This is a genomic window from Virgibacillus sp. LDC1, from assembly GCF_025792345.1.
Taxonomy (GTDB): domain Bacteria; phylum Bacillota; class Bacilli; order Paenibacillales; family Paenibacillaceae; genus Paenibacillus_AQ; species Paenibacillus_AQ lautus.
This window is the reverse complement of sequence record NZ_JAOXLZ010000001.1, coordinates 301109-322513: the sequence shown is the minus strand read 5'-3', so window position 1 is coordinate 322513 and position 21405 is coordinate 301109. Positions and strand designations below refer to the sequence as shown.

The 21405-nt window shown below is 49.5% G+C and carries 22 protein-coding genes and 1 other annotated feature; of the genes, 1 reads left to right on the top strand and 21 read right to left on the bottom strand.

The window, feature by feature from the left end:
- Positions 1–60: 60 nt before the first annotated feature.
- The 3 genes from OHJ21_RS01470 to lspA form a co-directional block, all read right to left on the bottom strand.
- Positions 61–216, bottom strand: a complete 156-nt coding sequence (locus tag OHJ21_RS01470; protein ID WP_164817395.1) for a hypothetical protein — start codon at positions 214–216, stop codon at positions 61–63.
- A gap of 152 nt (positions 217–368) precedes the next feature.
- On the bottom strand, positions 369–1340 hold the full coding sequence (locus OHJ21_RS01465) for an RluA family pseudouridine synthase (RefSeq protein WP_100535973.1): 972 nt from the start codon (positions 1338–1340) through the stop codon (positions 369–371).
- Positions 1340–1840 (bottom strand): signal peptidase II, encoded by a 501-nt coding sequence (gene lspA, locus OHJ21_RS01460; protein ID WP_100535972.1) that lies wholly within the window; start codon positions 1838–1840, stop codon positions 1340–1342. The genes OHJ21_RS01465 and lspA overlap by 1 nt, the downstream gene beginning before the upstream one ends.
- Positions 1841–2050: 210 nt before the next feature.
- Here lspA and OHJ21_RS01455 point away from each other — a divergent pair, with 210 nt between their 5' ends.
- A complete protein-coding gene (locus OHJ21_RS01455; RefSeq protein WP_100535971.1) occupies positions 2051–2791 on the top strand; it encodes a TraR/DksA C4-type zinc finger protein in 741 nt (246 codons plus the stop codon).
- Positions 2792–2866: 75 nt separating this feature from the next.
- On the opposite strand, the gene OHJ21_RS01450 is transcribed toward OHJ21_RS01455, so the two are convergent.
- The 18 genes from OHJ21_RS01450 to murG form a co-directional block, all read right to left on the bottom strand.
- A complete protein-coding gene (locus OHJ21_RS01450) occupies positions 2867–3214 on the bottom strand; it encodes a DUF5665 domain-containing protein (RefSeq protein ID WP_100535970.1) in 348 nt (115 codons plus the stop codon).
- 241 nt (positions 3215–3455) lie between these two features.
- Positions 3456–6545 (bottom strand): isoleucine--tRNA ligase, encoded by a 3090-nt coding sequence (gene ileS, locus OHJ21_RS01445; protein ID WP_326112427.1) that lies wholly within the window; start codon positions 6543–6545, stop codon positions 3456–3458.
- A 61-nt stretch (positions 6546–6606) separates the two neighbouring features.
- Positions 6607–6888, bottom strand: a binding site (T-box leader).
- 65 nt (positions 6889–6953) lie between these two features.
- Positions 6954–7448, bottom strand: a complete 495-nt coding sequence (locus tag OHJ21_RS01440; RefSeq protein WP_100535968.1) for a DivIVA domain-containing protein — start codon at positions 7446–7448, stop codon at positions 6954–6956.
- 172 nt (positions 7449–7620) lie between these two features.
- Positions 7621–8403, bottom strand: a complete 783-nt coding sequence (locus OHJ21_RS01435; RefSeq protein WP_486019215.1) for a YlmH family RNA-binding protein — start codon at positions 8401–8403, stop codon at positions 7621–7623.
- Positions 8404–8410: 7 nt separating this feature from the next.
- Positions 8411–8683, bottom strand: a complete 273-nt coding sequence (locus OHJ21_RS01430) for a YggT family protein (protein ID WP_486019214.1) — start codon at positions 8681–8683, stop codon at positions 8411–8413.
- Positions 8684–8691: 8 nt separating this feature from the next.
- Entirely contained in the window at positions 8692–9138 is a 447-nt protein-coding gene (locus OHJ21_RS01425; RefSeq protein ID WP_009589651.1) for a cell division protein SepF, read from the bottom strand.
- Between the two features lie 2 nt (positions 9139–9140).
- Entirely contained in the window at positions 9141–9830 is a 690-nt protein-coding gene (locus tag OHJ21_RS01420) for a YggS family pyridoxal phosphate-dependent enzyme (RefSeq protein WP_100535965.1), read from the bottom strand.
- An 8-nt stretch (positions 9831–9838) separates the two neighbouring features.
- Positions 9839–10696 (bottom strand): peptidoglycan editing factor PgeF, encoded by an 858-nt coding sequence (gene pgeF, locus OHJ21_RS01415; protein ID WP_326117731.1) that lies wholly within the window; start codon positions 10694–10696, stop codon positions 9839–9841.
- Between the two features lie 69 nt (positions 10697–10765).
- Entirely contained in the window at positions 10766–11065 is a 300-nt protein-coding gene (locus tag OHJ21_RS01410; protein WP_243390607.1) for a YlmC/YmxH family sporulation protein, read from the bottom strand.
- 200 nt (positions 11066–11265) lie between these two features.
- On the bottom strand, positions 11266–12048 hold the full coding sequence (sigG, locus tag OHJ21_RS01405; protein ID WP_006209087.1) for an RNA polymerase sporulation sigma factor SigG: 783 nt from the start codon (positions 12046–12048) through the stop codon (positions 11266–11268).
- A 77-nt stretch (positions 12049–12125) separates the two neighbouring features.
- On the bottom strand, positions 12126–12848 hold the full coding sequence (gene sigE, locus OHJ21_RS01400; RefSeq protein WP_071222992.1) for an RNA polymerase sporulation sigma factor SigE: 723 nt from the start codon (positions 12846–12848) through the stop codon (positions 12126–12128).
- Between the two features lie 172 nt (positions 12849–13020).
- Positions 13021–14037 (bottom strand): sigma-E processing peptidase SpoIIGA, encoded by a 1017-nt coding sequence (gene spoIIGA / locus OHJ21_RS01395; RefSeq protein WP_246059433.1) that lies wholly within the window; start codon positions 14035–14037, stop codon positions 13021–13023.
- Positions 14038–14427: 390 nt separating this feature from the next.
- Positions 14428–15555: a cell division protein FtsZ gene (ftsZ, locus tag OHJ21_RS01390; RefSeq protein WP_100535962.1), complete on the bottom strand. Its 1128-nt coding sequence runs from the start codon at positions 15553–15555 to the stop codon at positions 14428–14430.
- Positions 15556–15612: 57 nt separating this feature from the next.
- Entirely contained in the window at positions 15613–16896 is a 1284-nt protein-coding gene (gene ftsA / locus OHJ21_RS01385; RefSeq protein WP_100535961.1) for a cell division protein FtsA, read from the bottom strand.
- Between the two features lie 215 nt (positions 16897–17111).
- Positions 17112–17867: a cell division protein FtsQ/DivIB gene (locus tag OHJ21_RS01380; protein WP_100539286.1), complete on the bottom strand. Its 756-nt coding sequence runs from the start codon at positions 17865–17867 to the stop codon at positions 17112–17114.
- Between the two features lie 60 nt (positions 17868–17927).
- Positions 17928–19211 (bottom strand): UDP-N-acetylglucosamine 1-carboxyvinyltransferase, encoded by a 1284-nt coding sequence (gene murA, locus OHJ21_RS01375; protein WP_071222989.1) that lies wholly within the window; start codon positions 19209–19211, stop codon positions 17928–17930.
- Positions 19212–19227: 16 nt separating this feature from the next.
- Positions 19228–20133, bottom strand: a complete 906-nt coding sequence (gene murB / locus OHJ21_RS01370; protein ID WP_100535960.1) for a UDP-N-acetylmuramate dehydrogenase — start codon at positions 20131–20133, stop codon at positions 19228–19230.
- 158 nt (positions 20134–20291) lie between these two features.
- Positions 20292–21401, bottom strand: a complete 1110-nt coding sequence (gene murG, locus OHJ21_RS01365) for an undecaprenyldiphospho-muramoylpentapeptide beta-N-acetylglucosaminyltransferase (protein WP_100535959.1) — start codon at positions 21399–21401, stop codon at positions 20292–20294.
- Between the last annotated feature and the right edge of the window lie 4 nt (positions 21402–21405).

Here is a 21405-nt window from a genome sequence, read left to right as displayed (position 1 = left end):
GCAAAAAGGGCCCACAGAGCAAGCTCCGCGGACCCTTAAGAATGGTAAGCCTAAATAGGCTTAATCCGTGCAGGCAGGCAGGTGACTTCTCGCGATGGTACAAACCGTATCATTAAAATTGGACAGACCTCTCCCGTTGTAGAGAAATGCATGAACAATGCCAGCCATAGCTATAGGCAGCTGGCTAATACGGTTGTTAACCATCTCGATATTCATCCTGCTCACCTCCTTCATCAAAGTTATCGTCACTATAACATTCCTTGGATAAAATGGCAAGGAAAATAGCCCCACAAAGTAGAGCCAATACTTCGATGCTTTCTCCAAATACTTTGCGGGGACCCAAAACATCTAAATGCAAAAAGGAACCGCTAGCGGCCCCTTAGAATCGTCAGCAGTTCTTCCATATCATTCGGCATCGGTGCCGAAAACTCCATATACTCCCCGGTCGAAGGATGGACAAAGCCCAAAATGGCGGCATGAAGCGCCTGACCGTTTAATTTAATCCCCTTGCTCTTGCCGTATACAGGATCACCTACGAGAGGATGGCCGATATACTTCATATGCACGCGGATTTGATGCGTACGTCCCGTCTCCAGCTTCAGCTCGAGAAGACTGTAATCCCCGAACCGTTCCACAACGGTAAAATGAGTAACCGCATGTTTGCTGTTCCGGTCCGTGACGGTATACAGTTTACGATCCTGCGCGTCACGGCCGATAGGGGCATCAATGGTGCCTTGATCATGACTGATGTTGCCGTGCACCAAGGCCAAGTAACGGCGGTTCACGCTGTGATCCTTCAGTTGGCCGGCAAGAGAAGCATGAGCTTTATCATTCTTCGCTGCCATGATTAGACCGGTTGTATCTTTGTCAATCCGATGGACGATGCCAGGACGAAGCTCCCCATTAATTCCCGACAAGTCTTTGCAGTGAAACATCAACGCATTCACAAGTGTACCCGACGAATGTCCCGGAGCCGGATGGACAACCATCCCTCGAGGTTTGTTTACAACAATCACATCCACGTCTTCAAACGCGATCTCAAGCGGGATGTCCTCCGGAATAATCTCTACTGCCGATGGCTCAGGAACTTTCAGCAGGATGCGGTCACCCTGACTCACTTTGTAATTGGACTTAACCGGACCTTCATTAACGATGACATGTCCATCCGTAATCCATAACTGCACCTGGGAGCGTGAAACATCCTCACCAAGGTTCTCCGTTATGTATTTATCTATGCGGGTTTTGGCAGATTCGGCATCCACCGTCCACTCACAGGTTTCCGATTCGTGCCCCGTTTCGCCTGTCCATTCCGTATCAGTATCCATACCGTCTTGCAACATTATTCATTCCCTTCTGTGCCAGAAACTTCACTTGTTGTCTGTATCTTCTCGCGTCTTCCTTCCAGAAGCGTGTCCAATATGATCAATCCCACACCGATGACGATACAAGAATCGGCGATATTAAAAATCGGGAAGGTGTAGCTGCCAAAATTAAATTGCAGGAAATCGACAACCTCTCCCATCAACAAGCGATCGATGAAGTTTCCAAGTGCCCCGCCCAGTACAAGCGCAAGAGCCGTAGGCAGCAGCTTACGTCCTTCTTTCGATACCTTCCGGAGGTACCAGACTATCCCGCCCACAACGATTAGCGTCACAACAATGAAGAACCATAATTGATCCTGCAGTATGCCAAACGCGGCACCCCGGTTTCGGCTGGACGTAATCAGGAAGAAGTCTCCGATCACAGGAATCTGTTCATAAAGCTCAAGCCTCGAGGCAATCAAGTACTTGGTTCCCTGATCAATAAGAAATAAAACAAATGCAATCAAATAATACACCACTTGTTTATGTCACTCCGTTCTTGTCTTCTCCAATCAGGCGATCACCTTCGCTGATCGGTCAGTAACTCGTCTTATTGTAGCACAGCGGCTCAGAAACCGTCCATTCCTGTCCAATGGCGAGAACATTTTCCGTCAGTAAAACCATCTCAATGGGTGCACTCTATACATATGAACCAGAAGGTCAACTTCGGACCATGAAAGGAGCCTGACATGTCGCATCTAACTCAGGAGCAACTCAATAATTTGCAACAAAAGCTGATGGATCGAAAGGTTGAGCTTGAACGGCGCATGGTATATAACGACCAGCATGGGCTGGGGGAATCAGAGAGAGATATGACTGGCGAGCTGTCCCATATTGATAACCATCCTGGCGATTTGGCAAGCGAGATGTATGAAAGAGAAAAAGACCTTGCACTCCAGGACAGGGTGGATCAGGAACTGCAGCGGGTTATTTTTTCGCTTGAAGCGATTCATCACGGCCGTTACGGCGTGTGCCTTACCTGCGGCCAGCCCATTCCGTACGAGCGGTTGGAGGTTCTTCCGGATACGCAATATTGTGTAAAAGATACGCCTCGTGAACGAGTTTCCCGCGATCGTCCGGTTGAAGAGGAAGTCCTTGCTCCCGCTTTTGGAAAATCCAGTATGGACGAGCATGAATATGCTGCGTTTGACGGCGAAGACGCGTGGCAGATCGTTGAAAGCTGGGGGAATTCCAATTCCCCTGCTCTGGCCGAAGGCAACGAAATTGACAGCTATAACGAGATGGATATCGAGAATGGCGATGATCAAGGTGGATTCGTTGAAGTGTATGAAAATTTCGTTGCAACCAATATCGATGGCTCCGAAGTGTTTATCGTGCGAAGTCCGCAATATGTCGATTACCTAAACCGGGGCGAAGGAAGCTACCTGCTAGATCCCCATGGCGACCCTGATGATGAATCATTCAGCTAAATAAGTTTTTACGACCGGCAGCATAACAAATTGGATGCAGCGCTGCCGGGCATTACATATTCATATAGGACAAACTCACGTTAGTTCAAGCTGACGCTGAACAATCCGCACAATATCCGCAATGTAGTCGCCGATAATAGGCAAGTTCAACGCGCCAAGCGCCTGTAGGACGTATATAATGGTCGCCGCAAAAAAGGTAAAGCCAATCGCGATTCCCACACCTCGGGCTGACCCCGCCAGCAAATTGGTCCATATCAATTTCCATGGCCGATTTAGCAGCTGGGTGTATTCTGCGATTCGGGCCTTCTCCAGCTGCTGTGCAATGTCCGTAGTCATACGGTGTATGGCGCTCAATTGGTCCCGCTCTTTCTCCATTGACTTTTTTTGATCAGCTGACACCCCAGCATCCGGCTTCTCCGCCATGTCTACCGCCCCTTTGCCTATACAAATCGACATCAGATAAATTAGATCCAGAGCAGCTCCACTATCATGTGTGCTCGTTGCCTGCTTATCATTACATTTGAATTCGCTGATTATTATGCATCTATTGGAAGCATCTCATTCGTTCGTAAGAACGCCCTTGAAGATATTCGTTACCTCATTTGAACAAGAAAAAACCACTGCCCCTGTTGATAAGGGCAGTGGTTACTAACCAATTTAATACTTAGGCGATGTGGATGCCGATGGTTTTGCCGCCAAGCTCAACCCGCTCCATGCCTTCGCTTTGTCCGAATTGCAAATCGTTTACAAGGACATTCTCGCGCAGTACATCTTCAAATGCGGTGATCGCAGCTTTAAGCTCATCATCTGTATCCAGAGTCAAATTAACCCGCTTCTCGATCGGCAGATCCAGTTTCTTACGCGTATCCTGTACGGCACGCACCACTTCGCGAACCCAGCCTTCTTGCTCCAGCTCTGGCGTGATATCCGTATTGAGTGCCACGGTTAAACCATAACCTGAAGCCGATGCGAAACCTTCCTTCGCCTTTTTCTCCACCAGCAGCTCTTCGGACGTGATCTGTAATTCTTCACCCTCCGGCGATGTAACGTTCACGCCGCCCGTTTGAACCACCTTGCGGGTCTCGTCACTGCTCATGCCTTTCAGGAACCCTTGCAGGAACCCGATATTTTTACCGTATTTCTTGCCTGCGACTTTCAGGTTCATTTTCAGTGTGAAATCGACGAAGCCACTATCGCTGGTCTCCACCTCAATCACTTTGACATTGATCTCATCCTTGATGATATCTTCATAACCGGAGAGATCAAACTCGCGATCCATGGACACAATCAGCTCAGACAGCGGCTGACGCGTTTTGATCCCTGTCTCGTTGCGGACGTTACGCGCAAGCTCCACGATCTGTCTTGCCGTCTCCATGTCCTGCTCGAGCGCCTTGTCGATCAACGCTTCGTCGGCTTGCGGGAAGTCGGCCAGATGTACGCTTTCTCCTCCGCCCATATTCACAAAAATATCTTCAGACAGCATCGGCGTGAATGGAGCCATCAGCTTGGAGAGGGTCAACAGCACATGTGTAAGCGTTCCGTAAGCCGCCAGCTTATCTTCTCCGAGTCCGCTGCCCCAGAAACGGTCACGCGAACGGCGGATGTACCAGTTGCTCAGCTCATCCACATAAGCTTCGATTGCTTTTGCCGCATTCAGGAAGTCATTCACGGCCAGTCCTTTATCAACCACCTGAATCAAGCTGTTCAGACGGGACAGAATCCAGCGGTCCAGCTTATGGTCCGATCCCTTGAACTCATGCTCCTTCGGATCATAGCCGTCAATACCGGCATACAGGGTCAGGAATGCATGAGTATTGACCAGCGTATCCACAACCTTGGATTTAGCTTCGCCTACAATTCCCTTCGAGAATCGTTTGCTGTTCCATGGCGCACTGTCAGCCAGCAGAGCCCATCGGAACGCATCCGTGCCGTACTCCTCGATGATTTCCCAAGGATCGATAACGTTGCCTTTGGATTTGGACATCTTCTGTCCATTCTCATCAAGGATATGACCTGTGGCCATAACCGCTTTATAAGGCGCTTTACCCGTGAAGAGAGTCGATACGGCGAGCAAGCTGTAGAACCATCCGCGGGTCTGATCGATCCCTTCGCAGATCATATCGGCAGGATACTGCTGTTCGAATTTCTCCTTGTCCTCGAATGGATAATGGTATTGTGCATACGGCATCGATCCGCTGTCAAACCATACATCAATGACTTCCGAGGTCCGTTCCATCACGCCGCCTTCACAGTGGGGGCATTTCACTTTCACTTCATCCACATAAGGCTTATGCAGCTCCAGATCCTCCGCTACCTCACCTACCGCGTTGGCGCGAAGCTCCGCAATGCTGTGCGGCGAGAATTGCCCTTCACAAGAATCGCAGACCCATACATTGAGCGGCGTTCCCCAATAACGGTTCCGGCTGATATTCCAATCCACCAGATCTTCAAGGAACTTGCCGAAGCGGCCTTCACGCACATGGCCCGGATACCAGGTTACCTCATTGTTGTTCGCGATAAGTTGATCCTTAACGGCTGTCGTTTCGATAAACCAGCTCTCCATCGCATAATAGAGCAGCGGGGATTTACAGCGCCAGCAGAACGGATAGCTGTGCTCGTATTTCTCTTTGCTGTACAGAAGTCCTTTTTCAGACAATGCCTTCACAATGTCCAGATCGCAATCTTTGACAAAGCGTCCGGCAAAATCCGTCACTTCATCGGTATAACGACCTTGGCCGTTCACGACACTCACGAAACTGATGCCATTCTCGCGGCATACGCGATAATCGTCTTCACCATGCGCAGGAGCCATGTGCACAATCCCCGTACCGCTTGCATCGGTAACAAAGGATGCGCCGACGATGAGATTCGCTTTCTCGGCTTTTATATACGGGAACGGAGGATCGTAAGTTTTGCCGACGAGTTCGGAACCTTTCAGCGTCGATAGAACGGTAAAGTCGCCCTTCATAACATCCTCTACCAGATTCTTAGCCACGATATAGATGCCGTCCTCCTGCTCAACGCGGGCGTAATCCATATCCGGATTAACGGCCAGCGCCACGTGGGATGGAAGCGTCCAAGGCGTAGTCGTCCATGCCAATACATACTCTCCATTGTCATGCAGCTTAAACTTCGCCGTTGCGCTGAGATCTTTAACATCCTCATAACCCTGAGCCACTTCGTGGGAACTGAGCGTGGTCTGACAGCAAGGGCAGTATGGGCTTACGCGATGACCGCGGTACAGAAGCCCTTTATCATGAATCGTCGCCAAAATGTTCCATACACTCTCGATATAGTTGTTCTCGAGCGTGATGTACGGATGATCCAGATCGGTCCAATAAGCAATCGCTTCAGTCAGCTCGCGCCACTTATGCTCATATTCAAATACGCTGGCTTTGCACTTTTTGATAAAGGCTTCAACGCCATAATTCTCGATCTCCTGCTTGCCGGAGATGCCCAGCTGCTTCTCTACGCCAAGCTCTACCGGAAGTCCGTGCGTATCCCAGCCCGCTTTCCGAACGACATGGAAGCCCTTCATCGTCTGATAACGGCCCACAAAATCCTTGATGACCCGGCCAAGCACGTGACCGATATGAGGCGCGCCGTTTGCAGTTGGCGGACCTTCGTAGAATACATAGTTCGGCTTACCGGCCCGCAGCTCGATTGATTTCTTGAACGTGTTCTCCTCGTTCCATTTGTTCAAGATGCGCAGCTCTCTTGCCCGCGCCTTCTCCTTGACGTCTACTCTGTTCATGCAGATCTTCCTTTCACTCTTTTCGTAAATGTTCTGTGAAAATAAAAAAAGGCCTCATCCCCCAAGGGACGAGAACCTGTTCTCGCGTTACCACCCTAATTTCGCTTAACCGACTTTTTGCTAAAAAGCCTGCACAAGCGACACCTCAATGTCCATGCCTTTGTTGTAATAGGCAAGGTCCGATGTAACGTTCGGCTGACGGTTCAGCTTACGCACGCGGTTAAACGCTTCAGCTTCACTTCTCCGGGATGATCTTCTGCTTGGTCTGAACGCCGGGCTTTCAGCAACTGCCGGCTCTCTGAGGGACAGATCCTTCGCGTACTATTCCCATCAACGAATTCTTGTATGAATCAACAATATGTTATTAGTTATAGACTCTTTCGCGGAAAAAGTCAACCGGATATCCGTCTAGTATACCTCTTTTGGTTCAAGACTCGGTTCCCGGTTCTCGAGCGTCTCCCAGCCTTCTTGTTTCAACAGCTCGAGCTGCGCCTCAACCAAGGAACGGAAGCGGGTGCGGTAGATGGAAGCCTGCTTCTTCAGCTCTTCCACCTCAAGCGCGATTTTGCGGGATTTACTGAGCGCATCGTTAATGATCCGGTCTGCATTCTTCTCGGATTCCTTAATGATCAGCTGAGCTTCCTTTTTCGCGTTGTTCTTCAACTCATCCGCCGCCTCCTGGGCGACAATGATGGTCTTAGACAAGGTTTCCTCAATATTCGAAAAATGATCCAGTCTTTCTTGCATCGCAATAAGCTGGTTGCCCAACTCTTTGTTCTCCCGGATCACACTTTCATAATCCTTAATAATCTGATCCAAAAACTCGTTGACCTCGTCCTCATCATAACCCCGAATTCGACGGGCAAATTCCTTGTTATGTATATCAAGCGGCGTCAATGGCATGGTGTGCACCTCCTAAATATATGGGCCTTACAGGACGGTTCATCCGCTGTGTTAGCCAAACCACCCGTCCGTGAAGACAATAGCGGTCATTTACGATTTATCGGTAAATCTATTGTAATTTTGAATAACTCTTTGTACTCATTCGACAAAAAAACGGCAATTCCTTCAAAGGTCAGGCATATTTCCCAACCTTGATACGGTACCGCCCTTTTTTCGTCAGGCTTCCTGTCTCCAAAACTTTAAACCGTCCAAATCCTTGGATGGAAACGACATCGCCTTCTTTTAAATTCGTTGAGGGATCCTCTTCCACTTTCCAGTTCACGCGGCATCGGCCGGCCTTGATCGACACCACGATTTTCGTACGGCTGATTCGGTAGGCATCACTGGCGATCCCGTCGAGTCTCATGGAAGATACCGTAATATCCATCGTTTCGAAATTCGTTCGGGCAACCTGAAGCTTGTCCTGCGGCAGCAATTCCGTCATCACGTGCACCCGGTGGACCTGGCTGAGATTCAGATGCAGGAACGCGCTGATATCGTCGGCAACGACCGCATGACAGCCGTCCGCGAGCACATGGATGTCTCCGATCTTCGATCTCTTAATGCCAAGACCCAAAATCGAACCCATGTAGTCGCCATGCTCCAGCTCCAGAAACTTCTGGTCTCCAGAAGAGATGCTGAGCACCTTCATCTTTAAATCCTCGCCTTCAAGCTCTCGGTAATCCGGAGCAATCAGCGCCCGGACGCGTTCTGCATCAGCATGTCCGCCATCAAACATGGCATGTACATCCGGATGACGATTCACGAGCGATTCCAGAATGAATCGCTGGCGAGGATCCAGAAAATCCGTCAGCTTCGCTTCATGGTATTGTCCGGCATTGACAACCCATTCCCAAGCCCGGTCCACAAACTCCCGTTCATCCTTATGAAAATGATCGTAGATGTCCAGTTTCATCGCTCATTCACCCCAGGAGATATCCGAGAATAGCGTATACGCCTCGCTCCGCTAACTGGAGCACAAACAATGCAATAATGGGCGAAATGTCAATCATCCCCATGATCGGGGGAATAAACCGGCGAAATGGTGCTAAATACGGTTCCACCAACTTGCCCAGCAATTCTCCGACAAAGCTTTCTCTCACATTCGGAAGCCAAGACATCAAAACATAAACCAAAATCATGTAGAAGTAAATACGGAATAGCGTGCTAACAACGCTAATAATTTCGTAGGTCAAAGCCTAAATCACCTCATTCTGTTATATTCATGCTCGTCTGCTAGAATCTCCGAGATCGAACCCTGGATCTCCACGGTATCCGGCGTGCATAGGAAGATGTTCCCGCCCACCTTCGAGATTCCGCCGCTAAGCGCATAAACGGTTCCGCTAAGAAAATCGATAATGCGCAGCGCCTGATCATTCCTCACACGCTGCAGGTTGACTACAACGGTTCGGAAGGACCGCAGATGATCTGCAATCTCCTGTGCTTCATCATATGAACGAGGCTCCACTAATACCACCTTAACGTTCTTCTGTGAATGAATGCTAACGATATTACCGCTCTTTTGGTTCTTCCGATGATCAAACGGCGTTGCCTCCACCGGCTCTTCCTGCGAGGCCAGAACCTCGCGTTCCACAACTTCTTCTTCCTCTTGCAGTCCCAAGAAATTCATAAACCGGTTCATCACGCCCATCGTCAATCCTCCTCTTTCCCTACTAAAATCGAGCCGAGACGCACCCAGGTCGCCCCTTCCTCTATGGCTACTTCAAAGTCATTGGACATGCCCATGGACAATTCGGTCAATGGCTCTGCCGTAAGCGCCTGCTCGTTCAGCTCATCTCTTAGTTGTCTTAAACCACGAAATACAGGACGCGTCTGCTCCGCCGATGATTCGTATGGAGCCATGGTCATGAGTCCGGTCACCTTTACGTGTGAAAGACTGTTGATTTCCTTCAAAAACTCGGCTGCTTTCTCAGGAGGCAAGCCATACTTGGATTCCTCACCCGAAATATTGACCTGCATAAAGGCGGATACCTGCAAATTGAGCGCAGCAGCTCTCTTCTCCAGCTCATGGGCTAAGGATAAGCGGTCGAGCGAATGAATATATTGAAATTTATCAATGACATCCCGAACCTTATTGGTCTGAAGATGGCCGATGAAATGCCACGTGCCGCGGTTTCCAAGAGCATTCCACTTCGCTTGGGCATCCTGCCAACGATTCTCGCCGATATGCTGCAGTCCCTGATCCAGTACCGAAGCTGTCATATCCAAGGAGACATATTTCGTGACCGCAATTATATTTACATCACTCCGGTCCCTGCCGCTTCTTGCGCAAGCCTCCGTTATTCGCTGTTCTACTTGATCGATACGTTCCTTCAAACTCAAGGGACGACTCACCTCTTTCTCATCCCGATCCAACTTGCCATACGACCCGTAGTCCCTCCATCTTTACGATAAGAGAAGAACAGATCATGATTGCAGCTTGTACACCATGATGTACATTCGATATGTTCCGCCAATATTCCTGCTTTAATCATAATGTGTCTGTTTATTTCTTTCAAGTTCAGCATGTATTTCCCTTGTCCCTTGTCGATATAAACAGCTGAATTTGTAACTTCCTCGGATATAAACTCCCCGATCCCCATATCGCGGACACGATCCATTACCCGATCATCCACCTCGTAGCAGCACTCGCCTATGGATGGACCAATCGCTGCGTGGATGTGCTGAGGCAGACTTCCGTATTCCACAGCCATCCTGTCCACCATTTTCTTGGCGATGCTTCCCACGGTCCCCTTCCAGCCAGCGTGAGCCAAACCAACAGCACCCGTAACCGGATCCCAAAAATAAAGCGGCACGCAGTCGGCATAGAAGGACGTCAATAAAACGCCGGGAACATTAGTTACAAGTCCATCCGTATCTTGGAAAGCCGAGGCTCGGTCCAGACTCCCTCTGCCCCTGTCCTTATCCTGAACCACGCCAATCTGAACATCATGGACCTGTTCACCGCAAGTCCAGTCTTCCAGAGAAAAGCCAAGCGCGGCAGCGGTCCTTTTCCGGTTCTCTACAATGTCACCCGGCTCGTCGCCGACATGAAAAGCTAAATTCAAACTGTCATAGGGGGCACGGCTAACGCCGCCATGCCGGCCTGTAAAACCGGCCGTGAGTGCGGCGCTTCCCGATCCCCCACTCCATTTTTCGAGCACAAACAGACTCGGTGTCTGCTGATCTTGCCTAACAAACGGTTCCATGAGCATCTCACCTCTATGACCAGTGTAACAGAAAACCTGCGCCGGAGACACATTAACCCATCTGTCTGTTTAGAAGGATCGCCGGTCCGGCCGTTCAAGGTATTCCACCGATTCCGGATCATCGGGCGTTCTTCGCAATTCCTCCATTTTGACAAGGACGACATCCGAGCCAATCTTGACGATATTACGCCACGGAATGATCAGGTCACTCCCTCCGCCGAACAGCCCCATGAATTTACCGTAGCTTGGCACCACAATCGCTTCAATCCGGCCCTGCCTCAAGTCCAGCTCCAGATCGCTGATCTGTCCGAGCCGCTTGCCATCAATGATATTAATAACATCCTTCGTTTGAAAATCGGAAATTTTCATCTTTTTCCCCACCATTTGATTTTCAGGTATCATGCGCATCACACCTTAGATGTATTTGAACGTCTAGCCGTCCATCCATTTTCAATCATCCATATCCCTCTGTTCAATATATGAGCCGCTTGGGTAAAATAGCTTATTTAAAATTAAAAAAACGATCCCATAAACGGGATCGTTGTCTGTTCGATTGATTGCTGGTCTTCTTAAGTTTTGACGTGCTTCTGCATCTGCTTGATCGCTGACTTCTCCAGGCGGGACACTTGAGCTTGGGAGATGCCGATTTCATCCGCAACTTCCATCTGGGTCTTGCCTTCATAAAACCGCATGGATAAAATCATTTTCTCGCGTTGTCCGAGCTTGTGCATCGCTTCCCGGAGCGCAATTTCCTCAATCCAGGACACATCCTTGTTCTTATCATCACTGATTTGATCCATCACATAAATCGGATCGCCACCGTCATGATAAATCGGCTCAAACAGCGAAACGGGATCTTGAATAGCATCAAGTGCAAAAACAACGTCTTCCTTGGGCACGTTCAGCGCTTCGGAAATTTCAAAAATCGTCGGTTCACGCGAGTTCGCATTTGTCAGCTGATCCCTGACCTGAAGTGCCTTGTAAGCAATATCACGCAGTGACCGGGAGACGCGAATCGGGTTATTGTCCCTTAAGTATCGACGTATTTCTCCGATAATCATCGGTACGGCATAAGTGGAAAATTTAACATTTTGCGATAAATCAAAATTGTCGATGGCTTTCATCAATCCGATGCAGCCTACCTGAAACAGATCATCAACAAACTCTCCCCGATTGTTAAACCTTTGGATGACGCTGAGCACCAGTCTCAGGTTGCCATTCACCAGTTTTTCTCGAGCCGATCGTTCATTATTCTGCTGCAGATTATGAAACAGTTCCCTCATTTCCACATTCGTCAAAACAGGCAGTTTTGACGTATCCACACCACAAATTTCAACTTTGTTTCGCGTCATGATGACTAACCTCCCAAGGAGAAACATTACTGTACATTATCTCCGAGGGGGGCTATTTTATTCCTTACGATTTCCAGTTACACCATCTTGTTGAATTCTTTGCGGAGCCGTTTAATAATTCTCTTCTCCAATCGGGAAATGTAGGATTGTGAGATTCCAAGCAGGTCTGCCACGTCTTTTTGCGTCTTTTCCTCGCCGTCCTGAAGACCAAAACGAAGCTCCATAATCATGCGCTCCCGGTCGCTTAATTTATCAAGTGCTTTTTGCAGCAGCTTCCGGTCGACCTGCTCCTCGATGTTACGGTAGATGGTATCATTCTCAGTGCCCAATACGTCGGACAAGAGCAATTCATTGCCGTCCCAATCGATATTCAGCGGTTCGTCAAAAGAAACCTCGCTGCGGGTTTTGTTATTCCGGCGCAAATACATCAAAATTTCGTTTTCAATACAGCGCGAGGCATATGTAGCCAGCTTGATTTTTTTCTCCGGATCAAAGGTATTCACCGCCTTAATCAAACCGATGGCACCAATCGATACCAAATCCTCGATGTTAATGCCGGTGTTCTCGAATTTGCGGGCAATGTAAACAACCAGACGCAGGTTACGTTCGATAAGCATGGCACGGGTGGCCGCATCGCCGGTAGGCAGCTTCTTGAGCAAGAACTCCTCTTCCTCTTTCGTAAGCGGCGGCGGGAGTGCCTCGCTTCCTCCGATATAGTAGATTTCCTGACTCTTTAGGCCTAGCAAAAAAAGTACGCGATAATACTGCAGCTGCAATGCTAATCTCCATTTAACGGGCATCTCTTATCCTCCTAAACGTTTTCCCGTAGGGATAACTGACTTCGTAAGCGTAATTTTAATTCTTCTAGTCCGGCATGTTCCGGAAATGTCATAAAGGTTTTCAAAGACTTATCCTTAACGTTCGGCCGTAAGAATGGCAACACGCGAACACTATGAAAATGGCTTCATCGTATCATCCTGCATTCTTGGCTTCACCTGGTTCCGAACCGGTTCCCCCATTGTGCGACGGTGCGTCCATATCGGCGGAATGTGCATTTATCTTCGGCGTACCTTCTCCTTCCGTCAACGCCGGATGAATGATGGCCCTGTATGCCCTGTCACCCGAGAGCGTCCCGCCATCAAGACCAATCAACACCTTGGATGCCGAATATTCAAATCCTCCCAGTTCGATTCGTACCCTGTCGGGCTTCAACGCAAGCATGAAAGCAGCCCCCCGGTTGACACCGCGGTACGGAACAAGCCGCAGACGGTCCTGCCATTCAAATTCCTCTGCCGCCAGCCCCATAATTAATTTGTCCGGTTCCCCCTCCATCAACTGTTTGCTCCATCCCTGGGGCAGGTGGGCTTCCCACAGTGCTGCTTCCATCACCATAACCGGCGTGCGCGTTAAGGGATCGCTCAATTGGTTACCAGTATCGAGCAGCCCCACACAGGATATTTTGGCGCTGCCGATCCATACGGACACCTCTCCCAATAAGGCCTCCCGGTTCTCGGTTTTGCGTTTCGTGGTCTGAACGGCTTTAAACGCGAATACAACTACAAAAAAGGTAATGCACGCAAACCAGAATCCCACCTTCAATTCAAACGATAGCCCTCCCGATGTCGTATACCATATCCCGCTGAACAATTCTCCCGAATTTTGGAGCAAGTAATGAACACCGATAATGCCTCCGGCTGCGGCAAAATTCACCATATAAAATGCTCCCAAATTCCGCAGATAACTCTGTAAGCTTGCAAAGCCGAAAGCGATCCACAACATGATCAACGAAAGTCCAAATTTGATGAGAAAGGTAAACAAAAATGAGAGTTGCGGGACAAACATCATGACGACATACAATGCGCCTACCACAGAGGATAATACAAGTCTCCACCACCTTGGCTTGACCCTGCGCATCCAGGCGGTCAAAGCCAGCAAAATGCCGTCAATGACGAGGTTTGCCAAAAATATGAGATCAATATAAACAACCAGGTTATTCACCTGCCTAGTCGAAGAATCACTTCGGTTATCCTTCTGTTGTTTTCTGGGCAATGGGAGATGTTACTAGTATAAGAAGAATAGAATTCAAAGTCTGTCTAAACCTGTGGGCGGATTACAGACTTTTTTTGTCGATGAAGGGCAGTTTTTAGAGCCGAGAACCAAGAGCAGACCTCTTGGCGTTATCAGCGATCTCTTTTCTAGGAAGGAAAGCTTGGGGAAAATCTTTAAAGTCCACTGTAATTTCGCATGGGGCTCTTATTCGTGAAAGTGTGACAGCATCAGCCGTATGGTCCTGACAATGATGTGAAAGGAAGATGGCGAGGTTGGGTTACAAAAATAAGCCTGTCTTCATCATGATGACGAAGCACAGGCTTACTGATTTTAATCATTATTGCGGGAACGATTGCGAAGGAAAGTAGGAATATCAAGCTGATCATTGCTGTTCTGATTGCCAAATGGCTTCAGATTCACATTACTCTTGTCCGTTGCCGGCTGCTGTTGCTGCTGCTGTTCCCCTTGAGGCACAGGACGACGTCCAGGAGGGATTGGAGAAGGCTTGCCTTCAAAGCCGGTAGCGATCACCGTTACCTTGATTTCATCCTTCATGTTTTCCTCAATAATCGCACCGAAGATCATGTTCACTTCCGGATCGGAAGCTGAAGTCACGATCTCGGCCGCTTCATTCACTTCATACAAGGAGAGATTGGTTCCTCCCGTAATATTCATGATCACACCGCGCGCACCTTCGATAGAGGTTTCAAGGAGCGGGCTCATGATCGCCTTGCGGGCAGCCTCGGAGGCACGGTTCTCACCAGTAGCCAATCCGATACCCATCAGGGCCGAGCCGCGTTCTGTCATGATCGTTTTCACGTCGGCAAAGTCAAGGTTGATCAGACCCGGTACAGCAATCAGATCAGAGATGCCTTGGACTGCCTGGCGAAGAACATTATCCGCTTCACGGAAGGCTTCCAGCATGGGTGTTTTCTTGTCGACAATTTCGAGAAGTCGATCATTCGGGATGACAATCAGCGTGTCGACCTTCTCTTTCAGAGCTTCAATGCCAAGCTCAGCCTGAGAAGAGCGCTTGCGTCCTTCAAACGTAAACGGTCGAGTCACCACGCCTACGGTCAGTGCGCCGCATTCCTTGGCGATTTCAGCAATGACAGGAGCAGCACCCGTTCCTGTTCCGCCGCCCATACCGGCCGTAACGAATACCATATCGGCACCCTTCAGGGTGTTCATGATCAAATCGCGGGATTCTTCCGCAGCCTTCTTGCCTACGTCAGGATTGGCGCCGGCACCAAGACCGCGAGTCAGCTTGTCCCCGATTTGCAGTTTATGTTCGGATTTAGCAAGGTGGAGTGCCTGAGCATCCGTATTGACCGTAATAAATTCAACACCTTGCACACCATTTTCAATCATTCGGTTAACCGCGTTGCTTCCGCCGCCACCTACTCCGATTACTTTTATTTGAGCTAAGCTCTCCATTTCAAAATCAAATTCCAACATCTAATCCATCTCCCCCTCAATGTGCGTGGATGGCACGTCCACAGTCGAATGAATCCGCTATATAAACTCGCTGAACATCTTTTTCAGGCGTTCAATAAATCCCGGCTTCTGGCTGGTCTCCTGAGTTGCTGCGACAGGATTTTGCTGCTTAGCACGGTTCACCGGTTTCTTGCTATTTCCGCTGTTGTTGTTGCTTCCTCCTGTATTGCGTACACGTACGTTCCGGATTGCATTATGGAGGATGCCGACTCCGCTGCAGTATCCCGGATCACGAACACCGATGAAATCGGGAACCGCAATCCGTACGGAAGTCGCCAGCTCATTTTGTGCCACCTGCAGCACACCAGGCATGGACATAGTGCCCCCAGTAAGTATATAACCACCAGGAAGCTCACTGTAACCCAAGCGCTTGATTTCTTGGCGCACCAATTGGAAAATTTCCTGAACGCGAGGTTCTATGATAGCTGCCAAATCTTCTTGCGTGAACTCCTTGTCCACATTGCTTCCAATTCTAGTTACCTTAAACGTTACTTCTTGTGCGGCACTCTCGATCAGTGCGCATCCGTACTTCAGTTTAACCTTCTCTGCTTGATCCGTCAGCGTTCGCAGGCCATATGCAATATCATTCGTGACGAAATCTCCACCAACCGGCAGCGTCGAAGTTGCGGCAATACTGCCTCCCTCGAACACGGCCAAGGTGGTTGAGCCCGCCCCGACGTCAACCAGCACCGAACCCATCGTTTTCTCATCCTTGGACAAGGCTAGCTGCCCGGCTCCAAGCGGAATCAGCACCAGATCCTTCACTTTTAGACCTGATTTCTCCACACAACGTAACAGGTTATGTATTGCCGTTTTGGCGCCAGTAATAATCGTCGCTTCAACTTCTAGCCTTACGCCGATCATTCCTCGCGGATCAGAGATTCCTTCCAAACCGTCAACTACAAACTGTTTAGCAACCACATCGATAATTTCACGATCCGGAGGAAGCGCCACGACTTCCGCTGCTTTCAGCACGCGGTCGATGTCCTCTTCACCAATTTCGCGATCCTCGTTCGATACTGCCACAACTCCATGGCTGGATTGAAGTCCGATATGATTTCCAGAAATGCCGACATATACTTCGGATATTTGAATACCGACCATACGCTCCGCATGATCAACAGCGCTGCGAATGGATTGTACGGTCTGGTCGATATCTACAATTGCACCTTTGCGAATTCCCTCCGAGTCGGCAGATCCAACTCCAATAATATTAAAGGTTCCATTATTAACTTCCCCAATAATAGCACGAACTTTGGATGTACCGATGTCCAAACTAACAATGATGTCATTGTTGCTCAAGCCCTGGCACCTCCTGTTTTTAGCAAATTAATTTTGATAATAAAGAATACATTTCTACTTATTCAACACTCGTAGGTCTTTCCCTCTTTTTTCAACATTTTTTTTACTGCCAACATTTGCTATAACAGGCCGTAAAAGTCATTCAAAAAAGAAGTGCCGAAACAAGTTGTCAATACTTTCAATTGTACCATTTATTCCAACCCCTGAGTAGGGGGTTATTGCCCTTCTTCCGTGCCTTCTTCAACTTCTTCTACAAACGGCACGTAAGAGTCCGCTTCCAGCATCGTAATGACACCCGGCCGCTCCATTTCGGTAACCTGATTCAGGTACTCTACTTTGTCACGGAGCAAGGCAACCGAAGTAATGACTTCGAACTTGGAACGTGTATACATCTTGATCCGATCCGGAAAAGATAACGTCGGCGACGGCATGATTTCCGAGATATCGGAGGTCAGGCTGCCCGAAATCTCGGCAAGCACTTCGCTAAGCTCGGCCTTGTTCGGATCGTCCGGGTCCCAATTGGTCAAAATCGGCTTCTCAACGGCAATGCCGCTCGCTGTAACGGGAACCGAGGTGCCGCTGGCCAGTATGGCTTGAAGTTCCCCGCTTTCGGACAACTCGTAGGCCACCGTAGGATGCTCCGTCACTACGATGCTGACTTCGCCCGGAAAGCTCTTGACCACTTCAGCCGACTTAATCGTTCCCAGCTTCATCAGGCGTTCCTGCACATCTTTCGGTTCAACGCCAAAGTACTGGTCTCCGATATGGAGTCCGCTTTGCTTGATAAGCTGCTCATTTGTATTAAACGTATTGCCTGTAAAATGAATCTCGGTAACTTGGCTGACAGACGACCGGAAAAACAGAATCGTCAGCAGGGCTACGAACAGCAGCAAAAGTATCCATATGATTTTTTTGGCTGTTTTCGGTTTGGGCTTGTCCTGCTTAAGGACAGGCATATGTGTCTTGGACATATCCACTCTCTCCATAAAGACCTGTGATCCCCTCCTTTTTCGGAGGGGAAGCCCAGGACCTCAATTGGCTAAATCAAGCGGTTTTGGCACCGGGGATTGACGATAGATCCGTGCGCCTAAACCTTGGAACATGTTTTCAATACGATCATAACCGCGATCAATATGGTGAACTTGCTCCACCACGGTCGTTCCCTGCGCGGCCAAACCGGCAATGACGAGCGCCGCTCCAGCCCGAAGATCGGTTGCCTCCACAGTAGCTCCATAAATTCTCTGAACGCCGCGTATGAACGCATAGTTCAGATCCGTGGAAATGTCCGCTCCCATACGGGAGAGCTCCTCCACATGCTTGAACCGTCCTTCGAATACCGTCTCTTTCATCACGCTAAATCCGTCCGCCAAGGACAGCAGGACCATGACCTGGGATTGCAAATCCGTCGGGAACGAAGGATACGGTGAAGTCACAATACGTTCTACCGCTTTAGGACGGCTCATACAGCTTATGTTTATTATATCATTGCATATACTGGTTTGAACACCGGCGCGCTTTAGCACATGTATAAGGGAAGTTAAATGAGATGGATTGGTCTTCGTAAGCGTTACACTACCGCGGGTAACTGCCGCTGCTATCATGACGGTGCCAGCTACGATCCGGTCCGGTATGATCTCGTACTCGCAAGGCTCCAGACGCTCCACCCCATGGATCGTGATGGTATCCGTTCCTGCGCCGATAATGTTCGCTCCCATCTTGTTCAGGAAATGCTGAAGGTCCTGAATTTCAGGCTCTCTGGCGGCATTGGTGAGCACCGTTGTGCCAAGCGCCGTTGCTGCTGCCATCATGATGTTCTCCGTTGCCCCTACGCTGGCAAAATCCAGATGAATATCAGTCCCGACCAGCCGGCTTGCCCTGCAATGGATCTTATCGTTACTCTCCTCGATTTCCGCACCAAGCGCCTGCAGCCCCTGAAGATGGAGGTCGATCTTGCGTTCTCCGATCGCGCAGCCTCCAGGCTGATAGATCGTCACTTCACCAAAACGGGCCAGCAGAGGTCCCATCAAAAAGATGGAGGATCGCATCTGCTTCATTAAATCTTCCGGGACATGAAACGAATTGGCAGACGAGGTATCCACGGTAACCGTCTCCAGCTCATGCTTGCATTTGGAGCCAAGACGGCTGAGAATGCTGAGCATCACTTCAATATCCAGCAGGTGCGGGACATTGCTTAACCTTACAGTCCCTTCTGCCAGAAGACTTGCTGCTAGAATAGGTAAAGCTGCATTTTTTGCGCCATGGATACGAATGGTTCCTGATAGGGGCCTTCCACCCTCAATCACCAATTTGTCCAATGTATCACCTCCGAGTTTACCGCTCGCCCAGAACGTACACCTCAGGCACCATATGAATTCCGTTCTTTTCCGAGATGGTTTCCTTGATGCGTTCCATCAAAGCGAGCACGTCCTCTGCTGTCGCTTGACCGGTGTTCTCAATGAAATTGGCATGCTGTAAAGAAACTTCTGCGCCCCCGATCCGTAGGCCCTTAAGACCGGCAGCCTCGATCAACCTCGCGGCATGATCGCCGGGCGGGTTGCGAAACACACTGCCTGCCGTTGCGGATTGGAGCGGCTGTGTACGCCGGCGACGGTCCTTGTAGGAGGCCATAACAGCTGAAATTTCTTTGCGGTCTCCTTGACGGAGCCCAAATACCGCTTCAGTCACAATCCCTTTTCGTTCATGCAGAATGGAGTGTCGGTAATCAAACGCCATATCTTTCGCAGCATACGTAACCAATTCCCCTGTTTCCAGTACAATGTCAGCGGACTTGAATATGCGTGACACATCAGACCCATGGGCACCTGCATTCATGTAGACGGCCCCTCCGACCGATCCAGGAATGCCTCCGGCAAATTCAAGACCGGATAATCCTTCTTTTCCGGCCAGAACACTGAGCTTGACAAAAGACAGACTGCCGCCTGCAGTAACCGTCTCTCCGTCAAAATGAAGCTCCTCAAATCCCTGGCCCAGCTTGATGACCGCTCCCCGAATGCCTTTATCGGCAACCAACATGTTAGAACCGCGGCCCAATTGTGTCCAAGGTATGTGATGGGCATGGAGAAGAGTGACCAGTTCCCTGAGCTGTTCCTTGTTCTCAGGAATAATTAGGCAATCGGCTGGTCCGCCTATTTTCCACGTCGTGTATTTTGCCAGCGGTTCATTCCATAACACTGTTCCGATATTGGCCTCTGATAGTAGCGATTTCCACTGCTGCATTTTAAATAAACCTCCCCTTGACTTTCAAAACCAAAAGGCCATTCCTTCAACTTGATGAAGAGATGGCCGCTGTCAGTAATGCCGGCCTCATGGGTGTGTCACGATTATAGAGTATCTTATGTCAGGCTCCATAGGTGTGTGACAATCGCCCAGCCGTTTTAGCGTTTGCCGGTTAACCGGCGGATTTCTTGAACAATGACGGTAGCCGAATCCGGTTTGCCGAGCTTTTTCGAAGCCGCGGACATCGCCTCTCTTGTAGAGCGACTGGTCATGATCTCCTCAAGCTTTCCGAACAGCGATTCAGCCGTCAAATCCTTTTCAAGAATCATGCTGGATGCGCCCGCTTCCTCCAATTGCCTCGCATTCGCCTCCTGATGGTTATTGGTGACGTTAGGTGAAGGTATAAGTACGGATGGAATGCCAAGCGATGTAATCTCCGCCAGGAATGAAGCTCCTGCACGGTTTACAATCAGCGAAGTAGCCGCAAGCACTTCCGGCATATTATGAACGTATGGCACGATATGAAGTTGATTCGGCATGGTACCGAGCTGCGACAGGATAGATTCCCGCGTGTTCTCAAAATAAGTATCGCCTGTAACAAACACAAAATGTACGCCCGGCAGCTTCTGTATGAACGGCGCCATCCCGATCATCGCGTTATTGATCGCCTTGGCCCCCCGGCTTCCGCCGACGATCAGTACGACCTGGCTGTCCATCGGAATGCCGAGCGTAGCAAATCCACGTTCACGATTGGCGGATAATACCGTTGTCGCACGTGGATTTCCTGTATATACCGTTCTTTTGGCTTTGGGAAAAGAAGACTCTGATCCCTCAAAGCTGACGGCAACCGTATCCGCATATCGACTGAGGAACTGGTTGGTGAGGCCCGGGATCGCATTCTGCTCATGAATCATGGTCGGTATTCCGAGCTTGGCCGCTGCATAAACCACCGGACCGCACACATAACCTCCGGTACCGATCACAACATCGGGTTTAAACTCCTTCAGGAGGGCCTTCGATCGCTTCACGCCTTTGAAAAAACGCATAATGGTCTTCACGTTATCCAGCGACAGCTTGCGCCGGAACCCCGTGATATCGATGCTCTCAAACGGCAGCTTCTCTTGGGGTACCAGCTTGCTTTCGAGACCCCGCTGGCCTCCGATATATAAAAACTCCGTTTTCGGATCTTCCTTTTCACATTGTCTTGCAATGGCAACGGCGGGGTAAATATGCCCCCCCGTTCCGCCGCCGGTCAATACGACACGCATACCC